Here is a 19171-nt window from a genome sequence, read left to right as displayed (position 1 = left end):
CCTTCCATTTTGCCAGTGCCGGTTTTTTGTTGGATAATAGAGAAAATGAAGTTTTTATAAGGAAAGAAGGGGTTGTTTTGAAAGATGTAAATTCTATCTTTATGAGAGAAAAGATTGCTAGTTCTTATCTTTATTTTATTTCTTTTCTTGGTTTGGTTACTATAACTATATCTTTACTTGAAATTAAAATCCCTTCTCATCCAACAATACTAATAGTGTTGTTACTATTTATGGGGATTGCTGAGTATTTTCCTGTAAGATTTTGGAGAGGAACTAGCTCGCTTACCTTTCCGATAATTTACGCTATGAGTTGGCAGTTTGGAATCCATATAACTATTGTTGCTATTGTACTCGTCACGCTAATTATTCACCTGCATCGTCGTTCACCGATACAAAGAATGTTATTTAATAGTACTCAGCATGCACTTAGTTTGTTCTTGGCCGAATGGTTTTCAGACAAATGTATGTCCTTAATAGTTAATAAGATAGGTATGTCAGTTCTGTATGAGAATTTAATATCTTTGTTATTATTTTGCGTGATTTTTTGTTTTTTCAACAATCGCTTTTACGATTTGTTAATGATACTCCTTCCGCAGCCATATTCAATCTATCAGTGGTATAAAAAAACTGTAACGGTATTTCTTTGCGAAACTTTTGGTTTCTCTTATGCGGCACTAATGCACGTATTAATTAGTACATATAGTGTGGAAGTAAACGAGATTACAGTACTGTTTTTCTTTTTTCCACTTGTAGCAACTTCCATTATTAGTTCTTTTTCTGTACGGATAAGGATGGAGAAGGAACGATTATATGAGCTATTTCTTATTACGACCGAAATTAGTCGAGGATTAACCGGAGGAAACTTGAAGCATATTAAACAAGCACTTAAAGGTTTTTTTGGTATACAAGCATATGTAATATGGACAAAAGATGATGGGAACTGGAATATTCTGTTAAAAGATGGAAAAGTCCAATCTGATATTTCTGATCATTTAGAAAATTTTCGAGCGTTTGAGGAACTTTCTAAGAATATTGTATTTAATGATTGGAAAATTGGTACGGCTCCTGGAGATGAAATATTTGATAGTGTCATACGCTCACTTGTATATTTTCCTCTTATTGTAAATGATGAACTAGTGGGGATGTTTGTTGCAGGGAAGAGTAGAAATGCGGGTTTCTTCCCAGAAGATGTACAGTCGTTGGCTACATTTTCTAACCAATTAGCTAATGTAGTTAAAACAAGGATATTGATTTCTGAACAAGAAAAAAGAATGATTCTAGAAGAAAGAAATAGAATCGCCCGAGAAATTCACGATGGTATTGCGCAAACATTAGCCGGGGTGATATTCCAACTAGAATCCGCGCAGAAAAAATACCGTGATAAACCAATAGATATGCAGCAAGTAGTGGAGAAAAGCATAAAAGATTTAAGAGGAAGCCTAGGAGAAGTTCGCTATTCTATTTATGCTTTAAAACCATATCCGACACAACAATTAGGCCTTAAGCAGGCGATAGCAAGTAAAATAAAATCTTTAAAACAAGAATATGAACTAGATATTACATATCATGAAAGAGGTCATGCACGTGCGCTGAGCTTTTCCAAAGAAAGAGTTATTTTTGACACATTGCAAGAGAGTTTGCAAAACATTGTAAAACATGCACAAGCGAAAAAGACTGATGTTTTACTCAGTTATCAAAGTGAGCACGTGCTTTTAAGAGTTAAGGATAATGGAGTTGGCTTTTCACTGTTTGAGTCTATGGTTAAAACAAAGAATGAGCCACATTATGGTATATTACATATGAATGAACAAGCTGAACAATTAGGGGCTACTTTACAGATTGATAGTTCTGTAGGGAAAGGGACAGAAATTACACTGTTAATTCCAGATTCACAAACAAGGGGTGCGTAAAATGATTAAAATATTAGTAGTAGATGATCATGCTTTTTTACGAGATGCAATTCGGAGCATACTAGAGGATGAATCTGATATGAAAGTGGTTGGAGAAGCTAGCTCGGGGGATGGGGTATTGGGAAAAGTAGAAGAATGCGGACCAGATTGTATTTTGATGGATATTAATCTTCCAGGGAAAAATGGAATTGAAGCTACAGAGTTAGTGAAAAAAAAATATCCGAATTGCCGAGTACTTGTGTTTACAATGTATGAGCATGATGAGTATTTAATGGATGCACTCCAGGCCGGTGCTGATGGTTATTTATTAAAGGATTCATCCTCAGAGCAGGTAGTAGCAGCGATTCGAATGTTATATCGAGGGGATTCCGTTATTCATCCGCGTATGACTAAAAAGTTAATTACATATCATCAGCAAAAAATGAAAGTAGAATCAAATGAAAATGAACTGACGGAACGTGAAAAGGAAATTCTCTTTGAACTAGTAAAAGGACTTAGTAATAAAGAAATTGCTGAGGTTCTATATATTAGTGATAAAACGGTTAAAATTCACATCAATAAAATTTTTAAAAAACTAAATGTGAAAAGTCGATCGCAAGCAGTGATTTATGCAGTTCGAAATCAATTGGTTCCGTTGGATTGAATAAGACGTTTTTCAAAGAACTATCATGTTGCTTTATTCTGTATCACAAAGAATAAAGGGCAAGATAGTTCTTTTGTACTATGTAGGCATAGAATCCTTAGAGAAAAGATACTCCTTTTGTTTAATTTTCAGAATAATCAAAATGTGAAATAATGAAAATAGAATTACATTTTAACTTTGTTAATAATTCATTTCGTGAAAATCCTTTATTGGAAATAAATGATGGAGGGCTCTTATAGAATGAGAAACGTGAGTAATTAGCTATATGAGGTATGGGGATGGTAGTAGCGTTGGAAACCTTTCGTGATACAAAAGATTAAGATTAATAGAGTTTTCAATGCTAAATGGGAAGTTAAGAATCATTTTGTTTCAAAAAAATATTAATAATGGGGAGATGCAATATGAAACGAGGGAAATTTGGAAAGATTCTTATTGGAACGTTAACAATTGGAATGTTATTGTCTCAAGGAATTCCATATAACGTCTTAGCTGAAGAGGTAAATACATCTACTTTAACTGGAATTGATGATGCAAATGCTATCTTGAAAGGTCTTACAAAGGAACAACGCAATGCCTTAAAAACGTTAGATACAAAACCAGGTTTTGTTATTTCGCCAGGGATCAATACAGCAAATCCTAATAATGTGAATGTGATTATAGAGTTTAAGCAAGCACCTAGCAAAATTGAGGTATTAAAACAAGCGGCTAAAGGGAAAAAGGTGGCTCTTTCAAATGCGGAACAAAAGGTTGAGGCATCACATAAAGGGTTTAAAGCAGAGCTTGAACAACTTCAAAAGAATAAAGAGAAAGGGGCAAATTTAAAATCTGCAAAAATAACAAGAGAATATAAGAATGCTTTTAATGGTGTAGCGATTTCTTTACCTGCGAACATGATCGAAGACTTAGTTCGTACTGGTTTGGTTAAGCGTGTATGGGAAGATCATGAGGTTAAAATTGATTTGCCGAAAGAAACAGCTAAGACTGCTGTTGAACCAAAAATGGCAGATAGTGTACCGCAAATTGGTGTGGACAAGCTGCATGATGAAAAAATAACAGGTAAAGGAATTAAGGTAGGTGTACTAGACACAGGTATTGATTACAACCACCCAGATTTGAAAGATGCATATAAAGGATATCGTGCAAAACAAGGTGAAGATCCAAGCAAAATAGATCCGAACTCCATAAAAGGATGGGACTTTGTTAATAATGATGCTGATCCAATGGAGACAACGTATAAGGATTGGCAAAATTCTGGAGGATATCCTGAGATTTATGAGGGAAGTGCATATTATACATCCCATGGTACGCATGTGGCTGGGACAATTGCTGCAGACAAACAGAATAGTGTGGATTATGCAGTGAAGGGCGTTGCTCCAGATGTAGATTTATATTCATATCGCGTATTAGGTCCATATGGAAGTGGACAAACAAGTGGTATTCTTGCTGCGATTGATAAAGCAGTGAAAGACGATATGGATGTTATCAATTTATCACTAGGAGCGTCTATTAATGATCCTTTATATCCTACTTCTGTGGCAGTGAACAATGCGATGTTAGCTGGTGTTGTTACTGTAGTAGCAGCAGGTAATAGTGGTCCGGAAGAAGGGACCATTGGATCACCTAGTGCAGCGGCACTTCCCATTACAGTTGGAGCTAGTGACGCTGCAATGACTATTCCAACGTTTTCCGCCGATGCAGGTGATGTACATGTAGATAAGATGATGCTACTTGGAAAAAGCTTTACTGATAAGATTGAAGAGTTGAAAGGTCAATCCGTATCAGTTGTATATGCAGGGCTTGGGAAATCAGGTGATTTTACAGGGAAAGATGTAAAAGGGAAGTTAGCTCTTATCCAACGCGGTGAGATTACATTTGATGAAAAAATTAAAAATGCTAAGGAAGCAGGCGCAAAGGCGGTAATCGTATATAACAATGTAGATGGTGAAATTACAAGTTACCTTGGGGAAAATACTTCATCTATTCCATCGTTCCGCTTAACAAAAGTAGATGGTGAGAAATTACAAGCAAAAGCTGTACAAGGAGATGTGTCGTTAGTATTTGGGGAACTAAGTAATATAAAAACAGAGGGAGATCGCTTAGCTGATTTCAGCTCCCGTGGTCCTGCAACTAAAACAGATGATATTAAGCCAGATATTGTAGCACCAGGTGTGTCTATTTTCTCAACTGTTCCTGAATATATTAATGATCCAAAGGATGGAGAAAATTATCCGGTTGCGTATGGACGTATGTCAGGTACTTCTATGGCAACTCCTCATACTGCAGGGGTAGCGGCACTCATTTTACAAGAACATCCAAACTATAGTCCATTTGAAGTAAAAGAAGCACTTATGAATACCGCAGTTGACTTAAAAGAGGAGCGTTCTGTATTTGAGGTGGGCTCAGGACGAATTGATGCATATCGTGCAGTTCATGCAGATACATCTATCGAGATTATCGATAAAACATCAAACGTTGTAGATGATGAAGAAGTAGAAATTGAAGAAAAAACAGGTTCTATTGCATTTGGATATAAAAATCAACTAGAAACTGGGCCTATTAAAGATAGTCGAAAAGTCTTAATTAAGAACAGCAGTAAAACAGATGGGAAAGAGTTTAAATTAGAAGTAGAGTTTTCACCTACAAGTGTAGGTGTGCAAGATGCAGCGAAGAATGGTGTGAAGCTAAACGTACCAGAGTCTATTAAAGTAGCTCCTGGTACATCAGAGGAAATTAGCCCTGAAATTATCATTCCAGGAAACGCTGAATTTGGTAGATATGAGGGATATATTCATATTACAAATAAAAACAATGAAAAAGAAGTATATCAAGTACCATTTGCAGTTAAATTCACAGAAAAAGGGATTGCGTCTGTAGATTTACTGAGGGATGCAATGGCAACAGATGCTTCTAAATTCCATCCGTTTATGGAAAGACCAAGTTCGCCGTTGACATTTAAATTGAATAGTCCTCTTGAAACCATTGATGCAGTTGTGAAGGACCGAAAGACTGGGAAGGCATTAGGAGTCGTTGGTACACTTAATGCAAGTAGTCTAACACCGAATGTTGAATATATGATGTTTTCTGGTATGGGAGGGTATGTACTTCCATTTACAGGAGATCCAGCTCATCCAATTGCGGATAAACCTGTTATGTTGCCTGATGGAGATTACGAATTGAACTTTGTTGGATATGATAAACAAGGAAAATCTTATACAAAAGGCGATAGCATTATCATTGATAATGTAATACCTGAAATGAAATTTAAGGATGTACAACCTGGTATACACGAAGTCAATGATTCTATGTTTAAAGAAGAAGATGGCCAGCGGGCTTTATGGGTGCATGGTAATATTTATGATTCTACAGTAGATGCATTAAAGGCAAAAGGCTTGCAGTATGATCAAAAAGCGAATCAAATTGTATATTATCAAAACTCAGCCTTTCCATCAGGTTGGCTGAATACAATTCAAGCAAATGGTGATTTTAAATTTGGAGTACTTCCAGAGGAAATAAACGAGCCGTTAAATCTAAAATTATTTGGATATGATCTTGCAACTGCAGGGAATATGGCAACTGGATATAAAGATTACGTCTTTGTAAAGGAAGGGACAGAATACGCTGTTCCAAATTATGACAAAGAGAAAATCAAATTAGGAGAAAAAATTACGTTAACTTTGAATCTCAATAATGTAAAACAGCTTATGTCAGGTACATTTGAAATTCCTTATTACAAGCAGCTATTTAAATTTACAGATGTGAAACCAAATCCAGCACTTACGGAATATGTAAAACAACATGGACTGAATCTTAAATTAGAAGATCCAAAGGTAAATGAAGAAGGAGCTTGGGAAAACAAGGTGAAAGTTGGCGCGTCATTGGAAGGAAAAGAATTTAAAGGATTAGATGGTGATACACCATTTTTAGATGTTACATTCGAGATGACGAACGATGAATACTTTAATGATTTAACTGCATTTGGAGTAGATAAGTTCTCTTATACAAAAGCTGGTGCATCAGAAGGCATTGAGATTCCTGCGTTTAAAGATAAATCTTTTGCTATTGTTTCGAAACATTCAACGGTTACAGGATATATTGGCCCGGAAGCTTTCTTGAATGAAGAGGGGTATTTAGGTAAGAAGGACTATACAAAACTAGGAGCAAAAGTGTACGCAGTTGGCAAGGATGGAAAGAAATATACAGGAACGATTGGTGATAACGGGCAATTTGAAATTCATAGTGTCCCAGTAAGCGATAAAGAATATGATATTTTCGTAGAAATGCCAGGTCATTTAAATAGTAAATTAACAACAAAAATAGGGAAAATGCAAGACGGAGAATTAGTGGGACAAAACTTTAGAGCTGACATGGATGATAACCTTGCAGGTGATGTAAACGGCGATAAAATGGTAGATATTCAAGATGCTAGAATAGCAGCTCTGTCATATGAAAAAGGAAAAGTGTCTGTTAAAGATGGTGACGTGAATCAAGATGGTGTTGTAAACGAAACTGATATTCGTTTTATTGAGAAAAACTTCTTGAAAAAGGGTCCAGATGCTAAAGAAAATCAGAAACCGAAAGAAAATGTAGGGCCAGTGACGTTAGAGAAAATTTTACGCTCTATTGGTTTAGAACCAAAAAAATAAGTAGGAAAACTTCTAGAGTAAATAAAGTAATCAGACAATGAATAGTAAATGAAATGGGATTGGGTAACAAATGACCGGTAATGATTTACGGTAACATTACCGGTCATTTTAAAAGTAATAGTTGTTTGGGTGCATGAAATAGCTAGTTTAAAGTGAGTTCGCTTTCATTATGTGACAAGGTGGTTGCTTAATTAGTATTGTTTGTGGGATGGAAATAAGTTTTGTAATTTGACCTTTAAAAATAGGGGGACTTGTGAAATGAGTATGAAGAAAAAACTTGGTATGGGTGTTATAACTGCAGCGCTTGGCTTATCCTTAATTGGCGGGGGAACATATGCATATTTTAGTGATAAGGAAGTATCACAAAATACGGTTGCAGCGGGTACTTTAGATTTGAGTGTGAATCCTGAAGTTGTTATTAATGTCGACAATTTGAAACCAGGCGATGAAATGGAGCGCGGTTTTCAATTAGTTAACAAAGGAACCTTAGCAATAGGAGATGTGAAACTCCTGACAGATTACAGTGTAATCGATGCGAAAGGGGATAATGGAAATGCTGATTTTGGTGATCATATCCGTGTTGATTTCTTGTGGAATTTGGATAAAAATGAGGTTCCAATTTGGTCTACTACATTATCTGAATTAAAGGTAGCTACGCAAAATGGAAGTATTCCGGATCTTGTACAAAAAGGTGTGGTAGACCGAGAAGGAAATGGACTTGCTCCTGGTGATGATGATACATTTTATGTAATGTTTACATTCGTAGATAGCGGTGAAGACCAAAATGTATTTCAGGGAGATGCATTGAAATTAAATTGGACGTTTAATTCCATGCAAGCAAGCGGTGAAGAAAAGTAAGCGTAGTAATTTGCATACTATATGTTTGAGACGTATAGTATACGAATGATGATACTTTTTTATCCATAAAGAAAAGACACCCTAAGGTGCCATCCTCTCACTTGAACCATCTTAAAATTAAGATGGTTCAAGTGAAAAGAAGTATAAAGTATTAATAGGGATGCAAATTTCAAAATAAAAAATACGTTAAGTAAACTTTTATTCGAAAATTCACATTAAGTAATAATGTTTAAAAATTAAGTTTATAAAAAATAATAAGATGTTTATAAATGTAAAACCTACGGGAACTTTTCCTGTGGGTTTTGTAAGTAGTTTTTACGAAATTATGAGTGTTTTTTATTCTGTATTTCAATAAGTTTTTCTTTAATCATTTGTATATAATGTTCTTTTTCTGTTAATTCAAATATAAATAATGCTTTTTTCATGTTATTAACAACAGCTTCTTCATTAGGTTGTTTAAGTTTTAATAAATTCGAAGCTTTTAAATAGTATAATTCACCTAATAGGTAGAGAGTATTTAGATTAATAGCTATTTTGATGCCCTTATCACTGTATTTTATTGATTCTTCATATTGATCCATTAGATTTAAACATTTTGTTAAATTGAAAACGACCTTTAATTTAATTTCTTTATCTCTAGGGAAATCCAAATTATCGAAATTTTTTAAACATCTTTTTAATATATTAATAGATTTTTCATATTCTTTATTTTCCGCATATAATATAGCAATTGACTGCATAATATCTATTTCTCTTTCTGATAAACAATCAACATTCGTTACAGTTAGTTTTAATGCATTATTTAAAAGAGTTAAAGCGAATTTTGTTGCGTTATTCACACGATATATAGCAATTGCTTCATACCATAGTAGAAATTGTTTATCTTCTATTGATTGGAAATTATTTTCGTTTTTCTCTTTTTTTACTATTTCATAAAGTTCTTCAAATTGTTTTTGCTTTGTACAATCGATCATTACATATTTTGCATTTTGTACGTATTTTAATTTCTTGTTTTGAGTTAGTGCAAATATATTATTTGGATCAACACCAAGTCTTTCTGATAATTGATATAACAATATGCTAGATGGATAAATCACACCTTTTTCGATCTTGCTAATTTGACTTTGTGAACATATTCCATGACATAATTCGGATTGTGATATATTTTTTTTAATTCTAAGTTCTTTAATGGTAATACCCAAATCGTTAAATTCCATTTTTTCACCTACTATTTAGCACTGTATTAGTATAAGAGTTTTCTCTAACTTTTAATGTAATGTAAAATTAATATATTTACAATTGTTATTTGTTTTAAAGGAATTACCGTTTTCATAGGATGGGTGAGGCTTTTATTATGTACAAAAAAAGACACCCCTAAGGTGCCTTCCTCCGACTTGAACCACGTTCATTTAGTATAAACTTATCCGTATTATCCCTTTGTTATACGTGTAAACACACCCTATAAAACAGAATCGTCTATATACACCAGATTGTTAGTTTACAAAGTACAAGAGATTTGAGATCAGTATTAGAGTGACGCGACACCTTCCATAATGATTGGTATGTTACGCCTTTCAAAAGAATCTGCTTTATAGAATGTATCCACGTTTATTATTTTACTATATATAAAATTCATTCGGTGTATTTTTTCCAGATATGTATAATTGCATAAAGTTGATGGGAAAATCAGAGTATAATTTGGATTGTGTAATAAAGATAAGGCCCACCTACGGAAATAGGTGGGTTTTTGTTGGGTATTACTATCTCATTGCACACAAGGGAATTTCTATTAAAATCATAGCATATTTTTATAGCTCTTATATTGAGAAATAAAGAAAAGACACCCAAATAAGAGTGTCTTTTCCCTTAGTATTTTAGCAGAAGCAACTGCATCCAATAATGATTAAAAGTATAAAGAGTACAACGAGTAAAGCAAAAACGTACTATTCTACATTATCTAAATTAAAGGTAGCTACGCAAAATGGAAGTATTCCTGACCTTGTAAAGAAAGGTATTTTAGATCGAGAAGGAAATGGATTTACTCCAGGTGATGATGATACATTTTATGTAATGTTCACATTCGTAGATAGCGGTGAAGGCCAAAATATATTTCAGGGAGATGCATTGAAATTAAATTGGACGTTTAATTCCATGCAAGCAAGCGGTGAAGAAAAGTAAGTGTAATAATTTGTATACTCTATGTTTAAAACTGTAACAAGAAGCATAAGATGGCCGTTTTGATCAACTTATTCCTTTTTAGTTTGCGGTCAACGTATGCTTCTAATATGTATACAACAAAAATAACAACTAGCGCCTCGTAAGAGGTGCTAGTTGACATGAAATTCGTTATTGATACTGAAAAAGGATCTTTTTTTAAAAAAAAATTTGGTCCATTTCTATATTAAGTGTAGTTTTTTCTATACTTAATTAATTTTATATACTGAAATAAAATATTTGTTAAATTTTTTTATCTACCACCAAATCCAGGTTGCATAGGGGCAACTTGGGGGAACATGACCCCACCACCAGCACCACCAGGTGAAAGTTGAGAAGCTGCAACTGGCGCTAATCCAAGACTAACATTTCCACCAACTACATTAGGGAATACAATTACCATCAATTTAATATTTTTCAAGTTTCCCAAAAACTGAAATAATTACTAAAGTCTTTATAAGGAAATAGAAAGCTTTTTAATTCTTGACTAATATCTTCTAGATTCCCATATATATTATCTGCTGCTAAATTAATGTCCTCATTAAAATTATATAGCTGTTCATCTACATAACTGAATCCCTCACAGCAATCATTATGTATCAAATTAGATATAAATGGTTTTATTTTCAATACATTTTCTTCATTTAGGATAAATTTATCCCATAACAGCCCCAGTATTATTTTTACGGGTAATTTTTTATCATACGTTCCTTTTACGTTTTTTAATTTAGGTACGATGTCAACCAACTTATCATTACTAGATAGAGAAACTTCTATAATTTCAATAGAAGGGCTATCTAATGCTTCAATTGTCTGATCAGCCCAATCAATTATTTCAGTTTTTGAAAATAAACCAATTTGTAACCCTATACTCAGAACCTCAGCTATTATTTTTATATTATCGATATATAAAACTCCTTAGATTTTCTGATAATTATACATCGCAGTAACCTAAATTTCAAAAGGTTGTTGCTAGTATGCAGTAACTAAAGGGATTTTTAAACCTAGGATTTCTCCACATTGTTATCAAGCTAAAAAATAAAATCTCTCCTAAAACGAAAAAAGATGAACAAAATAATAAAAAGGCTCATTTCTATTTCTTTTTTAGTTTCTATTCCTTAGTAAAAGAACTTAGTAGATGAAAAGGTTAGATTGCACAATTAATTGGGAGATAAGTACAAGTAACTTTGAATCTCTTGAACAAATACTTCTAATTTATTATATATAGAAACAGATATAATAAATTCACCCTTTCCTATGATTCTACAGAAAGAATTTTTTTATATTTGTAGGATAGTTTTAGATACAAAAACACAGGAATTTGCAACCTATACATGACTAAATGTAAAATATATATTGCATTAATGTTGTTAATAATTTAATATATAAAATATAAGATTTACGGTGTGAAGTTATCTTTACAAGTGAGGTGTATTTAATGTCTTTAAGTAAAGTGAAGATTGCAAGGGTTGAAAAAGGTCTGACCCAACAAGGGTTGTTCAATATTGTAAATGTTACACGAAATAACATTAGTATTATTGAAAGTAATAATTATAACCCTTCTTTAAAACTTTGCATTCATACAGCTAAAACACTAGATAAAAGTTTAGATAAATTATTTTGGGAGGAATTTTAAAATGGAAAAACTAAAAAAATGGTTTTCACTCAGTACACACCCAGATGAAAGAATCCAACAAATTGAAATGAAAATTTGGGCTCAATCTGGAATTATTGTCCTACTTATAGCTTTTGTTGATTTTATAATAAGAGGAGCATATCTACACCGTCCATTTTTAGAATGGGCTGCTTCATTAGCCATTATAATTTTTTATATGATATTCTTTTTTATTAAATCTATTTTGACTGGTATTTATGAAACAGATATTAATAATAAAGAACAATTAAATGAAAAGTTAAAAGAAAAAATGAGTAATACCTTTATTTTATGTTTTGTCGCAATAGGTGCTACCACATACAAATATAACTTACCTGAAGATTTCGTTGGATGGTTATCAGTAATAGCAAGATTTATTATACTTTTTGCTTTCCTATTTGGTATTCAATATCTTATTACAGTATTAGCATGGAAGAAATCAAATAAAATTTAATAAGTATAGACAAAAAAGCTTATCTTTTAGCACTTAATGATAAGCTTTTTATTATATTTTCATCTTTTTTCGTTTGGGTGTACAATGAATTTCTTAGCTTGATAGCGATGGGATAGAACCACATCGCCATTAAGCGGAAGTTTTATAATACTCCAGAACAAAATTTCGTGCTAACTTGTAACAAAAAAACATGTGAAATTGCCCATAGATAACTATCTTATAGTAATTACATAAACTAGTGTGTGATATAATAATATAAAGATATTACATTTAAAGGGGGATTCAAATTGGTTAAAAACTTACCTTTACTAATAGTGATTTTACTACTTGGTATAAGTTCTTCTACGTTAAGTACGAATGGATACTTTTCTCCAGTTATAGAAGGGTCTTTAATGATTATAAGTATTATTTTAAACATTGCTGCAGTGATAGGTTTATCACTACACGTTCTTGTATACCAACCTATGAAAAGATATGAAACAAATTTAAAAGAGACATTTAAATAAAATAATTATATTCGAGGTAACAACCCATCGTTATTGAGCTAAAAAATGTATCCATAAAAAGAAAAAATACGCTATTCTTTCTGTAGAATCATAGGAAAGGATGGCGTTTTTTAAATTTTATAGATACTTTGTGGTAGCCTCAAGTAGGAGGATTTAGCACAGGCAAACAATAATATTTTTTGTCTAGAAAGGAGAATGTTTTTTGAAATACACATTAAGAAAAAAATTAAGGGTGTTTTTTATAGGATTACTAGTACTAGTAATAATCACTTCTATTTTCGTTTATTACAAGTTTTTAACACCTTCAGCAGATATTCAACAATACAAGGAGTATTATGCTCCAAAAACAACACAAAAAGTATTGAATCAAGGTGAGGTAAAGGTCACATTTTTAGGAACATCATCTTTACTATTTGATGATGGAAATACACAATTAATGATTGATGGTTTTATTTCTAAGCCATCCTTACCAAAAATGTTGTTCAGCAATATAAAAACAGATGAAGATACTGTGGATAAAGCTTTTAATCAAATAGGGGTTGATAATAATAAACTTAAGGGATTATTTATTGCACATACACATTATGATCATGCGTTTGATTTAGCTTATATAGCTAAACGAACTGGAACACATGTATATGGTTCAGAATCAGCAATTAACATAGGTATTGGTGGTGATATAAATAAGAACCAGATGTCTGTATATGAAGTAAATAAGGCTATGAAGTTTGGTGATTTTACTGTTACTGTCCTTCCATCGAAACATTCACCAACCTTTGATGAAGGAGAAAAAATAAAAAAGCCACTTAAACAACCTGCTAAAGCCCTAGATTATCATGAAGACTCTTCTTATGATTACTTGATTACACATAATAATAAAACTTTCCTTGTTAAACCAAGTGCTAACTATATAGAAGGAGTATTAGATGATATTCGAGCTGATGTCTTGTTTTTAGGAATAGGGGTATTAGGAAAGCAGGAAAGTACTTTCCAAAATACGTATTACAAGCAAACCGTACGAAAAGTACAACCGAAGCTTGTTATTCCAATACATTGGGACGATTTCAACAAACCATTGACAGATACTCTTGAAGCAATGCCTAAATATGCGGACAATACCAAAAATGGATTAGATTTTATAATTCAAAGGACAAAAGCAGATAAAATTGATTTTCAAATACTTCAAGGTTTTAGAAGTATTTACTTCTAAAAAAGGGATCCACCACACCTCTATCAAGTTAAGGAACATAAAAAACGATAATAATGAACTTCTGCGCTAAAAAAAGACACAAAATTTTCGTTTAGGGGGTAATCTGTTCTGTTAGCTTGATGGATGTGTGGCGGTACCCTATCACTATCGATTTAAAAGAATGACTGCCACGTTTTATGCAAATATTAATTTGTTTTGATTGAAAATAGATTATAAAATTAATATTTAAATATAAAGAATTTGAATATTAATATGTTATCATTTAAATAATTCAAATATGTAGTACAAAGTCAATATTTGTAGCTGAGTTCGTTTATACATATGAAAGAATTAAATTATGAAAAGGCGGTATTTATTATGAAAGCAATTAAATTAGCAGGTTTAACAATTGCAGCAGGTTTATTATTGGCAGCGTGTGGTACTGAAGAAGCGAAAATAGAGCAAGATGTGAAGAAAGAGGAACAAAAAGAAAAAGTTAAAGCATTTCAGGCAGAAAAGCAGCAAGAAGATAGGAAAGTAACTGTGCAACAATCGACGGATACGTCAAAACAGCATGAAAATGTAGTAAAAGAAACAGTTAAAGAAGAACAAAAAGCAGAGTCAACGCCTGTTGAACAACCGAAAGTCAGCGGGTTAAATGAGGCACAAGCAAAAGAAAAAGTGGAACAATCGATGACAGCACAAGGCCAGGGAGCGCGTAATAAAGATGTGAAATTAAGCCAATTAGGCATCGAAACAGCAAAGGATGGAATAAAGGTGGCTGCACAGGCGCAAGACGTCCATATTGAAGCAAAAGACAATCTAACTCGAATTGTTGTTATCGTTCCAGCTGGAACAACGAAAGAACGAGCGCAACAAGTAGGCGACATAGCAGCGCGCCAGGTGGCAAGTTTTGGGGCAATGGGATTAAATGTAGATTTGAAAGTACCATCAAAAGATTATTTAGGGGAATATTGGGAAAATTTCTCTGGTGATATCGGTATCTATGACAGTAACAAAAAACAATTAGTACGTGGATATATTTCCAAGTTAAATCCAACAAAAATTAAATGGTAAGAAAAACAAGGTCCCTACACAATGTGTGGGGATTTTTCCATAAAAAAACTTAAGGGGTCTTCCGACGATTCGAATTGTCGTATAGTAATGCATGTTAATTAATAAAATTAACTATACAAATAATATATTATACCTTCATGTATTCTAGCTGATATAATGTGTAAGGGAATTATTGGTTAATTAGTAATACATATATGTTATATTAGGGGGATACATAAGTAATGTTAGATGCTATTTTTGCAGTTGTAGAAATACTCTTAGGTTTTTTCGCATTTATAATAGCTTTGTTTGCTTATCTCTTTTCAACAGGAGAAGAAAAGCGACAAGCAAAAGAGGATTTAAAGGAGCTTTCTAAAACTGCTCTCATCCCATTTGTAGTGTTTGTAATCGTAATATTATTTTTTGTTATTAAGGTAATTGATCATGATAATAAAGTTGAACAAGAACAACAAAGGCTACATGAAGAGAACTATCAACGTTACCATAATAATGGTAATTCTAATCTTGATAAAAGCCTGGAACAAGATAATAAATAATATAGATAAGAACCTCGCCATTTCCATAAGATGGCGAGGTTCTTACGCATAAAGAAAAGACACCCTAAGGTGCCTTTTCTAATAGTTTTTTAGCAGAAGCAACTGCATCCGATAATGATTAATAGTATAAAGAGTACAACGAGTAAAGCAAAGCCTCCAGCAAAACCGCAGCCTTCGCCGCAACTACCACCATATCCCATAATAATAGTTCCTCCTTTAGATAAGAGGGTAAAACTAGGGGGTATTCCATGTGTTTTAATGGGTTCAATTTACCTTATGTTTTTATGTGTGAATTGAGCAGGTCCTTTTGAAAATAAGGGAAGATAAATTAATGTGTTTCCCTTGAACGTTGATAAATTACACACTTCCAGGAAAACAAACTATTTAATTATATAAATGATAGGATTTTTAATGTAATGTATTAATCCTAGCAGAAGGGAGGATTAGCCATGCAATTAGTTTGTTTTAAAGTAGTAAATGGACAATACTTTTTAGTTGTAGAAGGTATCGAGATTCCTGCGCCAATTCCAGCGTTTGCTGCAGCTTTATTAATTGGTTTAGGAGTAATCCCGCTTTGTTCTTAATTTAAAGAATTTCAAACAGCTCTACCTTTCAATTGATAAACCCTTAAGCATATGGATGCTTGAGGGTTTTTTATAATAAAAAGAAAAGACGCCATAAGGCGTCCCCACAATTAGGTAGATAAGACTTTAGTTTTCCAATCTAAAGAAATTTTGTATTAGTTCTTTGAAAGTATATCATAATATCCAGTTGATTTATTATGCATTATTACATACTTCTCTCAAACCTTCTAGTATTTATTTGATAAAATAGAATCCTAATATTACTAAAAATTAAATAAATATTTCTAAAAACCCTAAATATTTATAGGGATAACAAAAGTGATACATTTAAGGTGCAAATTATAAAAAATATAAAAAGAGGGTGAATAAAGCGGTATTTACAAAAGACTATTATAAACGGTGAGCAGTTATACAGGTTATATGAACCTGAATCTTGTTAAAAAATGATACTCATTTGAGTGTACTTTCTGATTTGAACCACCTTGATTAAAATAATGAAGAATCATCATTCATTTATTCTGATTTCTGGAAAAGTTTTAATAGATTCATGTTGAACAAACATACTTTTTAGAAAGAGGAGAGATTATTGATGGATAGTCAATTACTATATCAACAGCAAAAAAGAGAAAAGGCACTTGTGATTGGAGCTGGTATTGCAGGCTTACTTACTGCACGCGTGCTTTCCAGTTATTTTGAGACAGTGATAGTTGTTGAAAAAGATGAGTTACCTCAAAAACCATCTGAACGTCCAGGTACACCACAAGACTTTCATCCTCATCGTGTATTACCACGTGGAGAAATAATTATGAACCGTTTCTTTCCTGGATATGTTGATGATTTGTTAAATCTAGGGGCTCATAATGTCAAGAATGATAAAATGATTCGATTTTCTCCGTATGGGGCACTGGAACTAGTTATAGAACGAAAAGGTGCAGCAAGCAGTCGAGCATTGTTAGAATGGACAATCCGCCAACGTGTGCAAGAAATTCCTAATGTACATTTTTATTCAAAGCAAGCGGTGACAGGCCTTTTAGCTTCGTCTGATCACAAGCGTGTTATTGGAATTCATATTCAAGAACGAGACGAATTAAAAACAAAGCGAACTGTGTTAACCGATTTGGTAGTTGACACATGTGGTCATCAATCTAAACTCAATAAATGGCTTACATCTATGGGATATGATGTTCCAGAACCAGAACGTTTAAAGGTGAATTTTGGATATAGCACGAGATATTATAAAGTACCTTCACATATCAAAGAGAAATTGAGTGCAATTTCTGAAGGAGATCCTGCTAAAAACGTTGGTGCTGTAGGGTTATTATATATTGAAGATAACATAGCTCAAGCGCTACTATTTGTTGCTGGAGGTACGCACTATCCACCAACCAATTCAAAAGAATATGAAAAAGAACTGGACTCTTTAGTTACCCCTATGATGAGGGAGTTAATTAAAGAGTTAGAACCAATTAGTGTCCCAAGAGGATTTAGAGCGCAGGAGTCAACTCGTCAACATTTTGAACAAATGGAAAATTGGCCATCTGGATTATTAGTGTTAGGTGATGCTTTTTGTAACTTTGATCCCATTTACGGACAAGGGATGACCGTAGCCGCCATTGAAGCTGAAATGTTAGATACTTGTTTAAAAGAACATTCTACTCATAAACCTAGATTCGAACGCAAAGTGCTGCAACGTATGCAACAAGCTATTGAGCCGGCATGGTGGCTGAGTTCAATTGCGGATTTACGTTGGAAAGGTGTTGAACATGTAGGAGCCGTTCCACTAAAAGGTGTGAAATTTGCACAAAAATATTTTGATTTATATCTTAAACAAGCTGTAAAGCAAGCGAATGAGGGTAATTCATCCAAGCTCCAAAAATATATAATGATGAATGGGCTAGTTCATTCGCCTCATGAGATCATTAACTCAGATATGTTAAGGATGTTAATCAATGGAGATGAGTCTTCAGAAGAGAATGAACTTTTGAACGAACTTGGAGAAGTAAATAAGAAATCAATGCAAGAAAGAATACATGAACTCATCCCTTCCTTTACGTTAGCTTTTGAGAATAGCGTTCCAAATCTGTTCTCATCCATTTCAATTTCTAATGTCAAATGAGGAAAAGAAACATTGCTCTAATTAGGGCAATGTTTCTTTTATTAGATAAGCAGTATTTAATCAACTACTTTTTCAATTGTTGGCATTATAGCGATTGGTGGTAAAGAGTAAGTCCAAGCAGCAGCGTATACGTTTAATTTTTCACCTAATTTGTAGTTTTCACCATTGGATACAGGTACTCTTAAAATTTTATTTTGGGAAACTAGCTCCCACCAATTATTCTGATAATAAAGTGCTTCTTCTTTCGTAAAAGTATCAGCAACAATTAAGTAATTATCGTCTGCTGAAATAACATAGCCCGTGAAAGGTATTTGTATTCGTACCTGTTCCTCCTTAATTGGAGAAGTGTTATTGGCAGTATCCGCAGAAGCAGGTGTTAAGCCAAAAGTAAATCCGCACCCTAATGTTAATGTTGTAATTACTGTTAATAATTTTTGTTTTTTTGAAAACATAATAGAAAGCCTCCTTAAATTTTATTACCACACCAACACCTTTCTAGTCATATAGATATAAAGCCTTTTTGTATTCAAATATTTAACAATTTTGTCATAAATAAAACAAAATTGTATGTGATATGTATTTTTTTAGAGTGATTTATGATATAATTCACTAGGTAAAGTATTTTCGTGGTTCATCTTTATATAGTTTTTTACCCTACTTACTCTGTAAAATATTATTGGTGAAGAGAGAATGTTTTCTCTCTTCTTTTTTTATTTGACGTTAATAATATCGATAATAAAGGATGTTTAATATTTTTTAGGCTACTTTGTTGTTGATAGTGAGTTTT

General features: G+C 33.0%; 17 protein-coding genes and 2 pseudogenes. 13 read left to right on the top strand and 6 right to left on the bottom strand.

Translation table 11 applies throughout. The features are described 5' to 3' along the window. Positions 1–77: 77 nt before the first annotated feature. The 4 genes from ACTFRH_RS22205 (at position 78) to ACTFRH_RS22190 (ending at position 8054) form a co-directional block, all read left to right on the top strand. Positions 78–1910 (top strand): GAF domain-containing sensor histidine kinase, encoded by a 1833-nt coding sequence (locus tag ACTFRH_RS22205; RefSeq protein ID WP_033703644.1) that lies wholly within the window; start codon positions 78–80, stop codon positions 1908–1910. Between the two features lies 1 nt (position 1911). Next, positions 1912–2553 carry a response regulator gene (locus ACTFRH_RS22200; RefSeq protein ID WP_000590673.1) on the top strand — a complete coding sequence of 214 codons (642 nt, stop codon included), beginning with the start codon at positions 1912–1914 and terminating at the stop codon, positions 2551–2553. Between the two features lie 401 nt (positions 2554–2954). Further along, complete coding sequence (locus tag ACTFRH_RS22195) at positions 2955–7196, top strand: S8 family serine peptidase (protein WP_000820224.1); 4242 nt, start codon at positions 2955–2957, stop codon at positions 7194–7196. A 258-nt stretch (positions 7197–7454) separates the two neighbouring features. Next, positions 7455–8054 (top strand): TasA family protein, encoded by a 600-nt coding sequence (locus ACTFRH_RS22190; protein WP_000061954.1) that lies wholly within the window; start codon positions 7455–7457, stop codon positions 8052–8054. 323 nt (positions 8055–8377) lie between these two features. Here ACTFRH_RS22190 and ACTFRH_RS22185 read toward each other — a convergent pair whose 3' ends face one another. Together ACTFRH_RS22185 and ACTFRH_RS22180 are read right to left on the bottom strand one after the other, a co-directional pair. After that, on the bottom strand, positions 8378–9271 hold the full coding sequence (locus ACTFRH_RS22185) for a helix-turn-helix domain-containing protein (RefSeq protein WP_000395483.1): 894 nt from the start codon (positions 9269–9271) through the stop codon (positions 8378–8380). A gap of 657 nt (positions 9272–9928) precedes the next feature. Next, positions 9929–9991, bottom strand: a pseudogene (locus ACTFRH_RS22180) (YjcZ family sporulation protein); the annotation flags it as partial. A gap of 10 nt (positions 9992–10001) precedes the next feature. Here ACTFRH_RS22180 and ACTFRH_RS22175 point away from each other — a divergent pair. Continuing rightward, a pseudogene (locus tag ACTFRH_RS22175) lies at positions 10002–10232 on the top strand (TasA family protein); the annotation flags it as partial. Between the two features lie 289 nt (positions 10233–10521). On the opposite strand, the gene ACTFRH_RS22170 reads toward ACTFRH_RS22175, so the two are convergent. Next, on the bottom strand, positions 10522–10671 hold the full coding sequence (locus tag ACTFRH_RS22170) for a hypothetical protein (RefSeq protein ID WP_000237199.1): 150 nt from the start codon (positions 10669–10671) through the stop codon (positions 10522–10524). A 14-nt stretch (positions 10672–10685) separates the two neighbouring features. Then, positions 10686–11174, bottom strand: coding sequence for a hypothetical protein (locus ACTFRH_RS22165; protein ID WP_033703436.1), 489 nt, complete (start codon positions 11172–11174; stop codon positions 10686–10688). Between the two features lie 532 nt (positions 11175–11706). Between ACTFRH_RS22165 and ACTFRH_RS22160 the strand changes: the two genes are divergently transcribed. The 6 genes from ACTFRH_RS22160 to ACTFRH_RS22135 all read left to right on the top strand — a co-directional run bounded on the left by ACTFRH_RS22160 (position 11707) and on the right by ACTFRH_RS22135 (position 15684). Beyond that, positions 11707–11904: a helix-turn-helix transcriptional regulator gene (locus ACTFRH_RS22160; RefSeq protein WP_000059058.1), complete on the top strand. Its 198-nt coding sequence runs from the start codon at positions 11707–11709 to the stop codon at positions 11902–11904. Position 11905: 1 nt separating this feature from the next. Next, on the top strand, positions 11906–12376 hold the full coding sequence (locus ACTFRH_RS22155; protein WP_000413129.1) for a DUF6773 family protein: 471 nt from the start codon (positions 11906–11908) through the stop codon (positions 12374–12376). Between the two features lie 287 nt (positions 12377–12663). Then, positions 12664–12882 (top strand): hypothetical protein, encoded by a 219-nt coding sequence (locus ACTFRH_RS22150; protein ID WP_000240396.1) that lies wholly within the window; start codon positions 12664–12666, stop codon positions 12880–12882. 202 nt (positions 12883–13084) lie between these two features. Next, on the top strand, positions 13085–14092 hold the full coding sequence (locus tag ACTFRH_RS22145) for an MBL fold metallo-hydrolase (RefSeq protein WP_000877999.1): 1008 nt from the start codon (positions 13085–13087) through the stop codon (positions 14090–14092). Between the two features lie 321 nt (positions 14093–14413). Beyond that, positions 14414–15148: a hypothetical protein gene (locus ACTFRH_RS22140; RefSeq protein ID WP_003304189.1), complete on the top strand. Its 735-nt coding sequence runs from the start codon at positions 14414–14416 to the stop codon at positions 15146–15148. A gap of 221 nt (positions 15149–15369) precedes the next feature. Beyond that, a complete protein-coding gene (locus tag ACTFRH_RS22135; RefSeq protein ID WP_000882894.1) occupies positions 15370–15684 on the top strand; it encodes a hypothetical protein in 315 nt (104 codons plus the stop codon). A gap of 89 nt (positions 15685–15773) precedes the next feature. Here the strand turns inward: ACTFRH_RS22135 and ACTFRH_RS22130 are convergent, their stop codons facing one another. Beyond that, positions 15774–15884: a YjcZ family sporulation protein gene (locus tag ACTFRH_RS22130; protein ID WP_000540371.1), complete on the bottom strand. Its 111-nt coding sequence runs from the start codon at positions 15882–15884 to the stop codon at positions 15774–15776. A gap of 249 nt (positions 15885–16133) precedes the next feature. Here ACTFRH_RS22130 and ACTFRH_RS22125 point away from each other — a divergent pair, with 249 nt between their 5' ends. Together ACTFRH_RS22125 and ACTFRH_RS22120 are read left to right on the top strand one after the other, a co-directional pair. Further along, positions 16134–16268, top strand: coding sequence for a hypothetical protein (locus ACTFRH_RS22125; RefSeq protein WP_001177696.1), 135 nt, complete (start codon positions 16134–16136; stop codon positions 16266–16268). Positions 16269–16857: 589 nt separating this feature from the next. After that, a complete protein-coding gene (locus ACTFRH_RS22120) occupies positions 16858–18384 on the top strand; it encodes a hypothetical protein (protein ID WP_000378201.1) in 1527 nt (508 codons plus the stop codon). A 56-nt stretch (positions 18385–18440) separates the two neighbouring features. Here the strand turns inward: ACTFRH_RS22120 and ACTFRH_RS22115 are convergent, their stop codons facing one another. Then, the gene (locus ACTFRH_RS22115; RefSeq protein ID WP_000491765.1) at positions 18441–18836 is read right to left on the bottom strand and encodes a DUF3221 domain-containing protein; all 396 of its coding nucleotides are present in this window, start codon (positions 18834–18836) and stop codon (positions 18441–18443) included. Positions 18837–19171 lie beyond the last annotated feature (335 nt).

Origin of the sequence: Bacillus cereus group sp. MYBK216-1 (genome assembly GCF_051916495.1) — a bacterium.
In the GTDB taxonomy this organism is placed as follows: Bacteria; Bacillota; Bacilli; order Bacillales; family Bacillaceae_G; genus Bacillus_A; species Bacillus_A thuringiensis_K.
The sequence above is the reverse complement of the archived record's forward strand: the minus strand, read 5'-3'. Positions and strand labels throughout refer to the sequence as shown.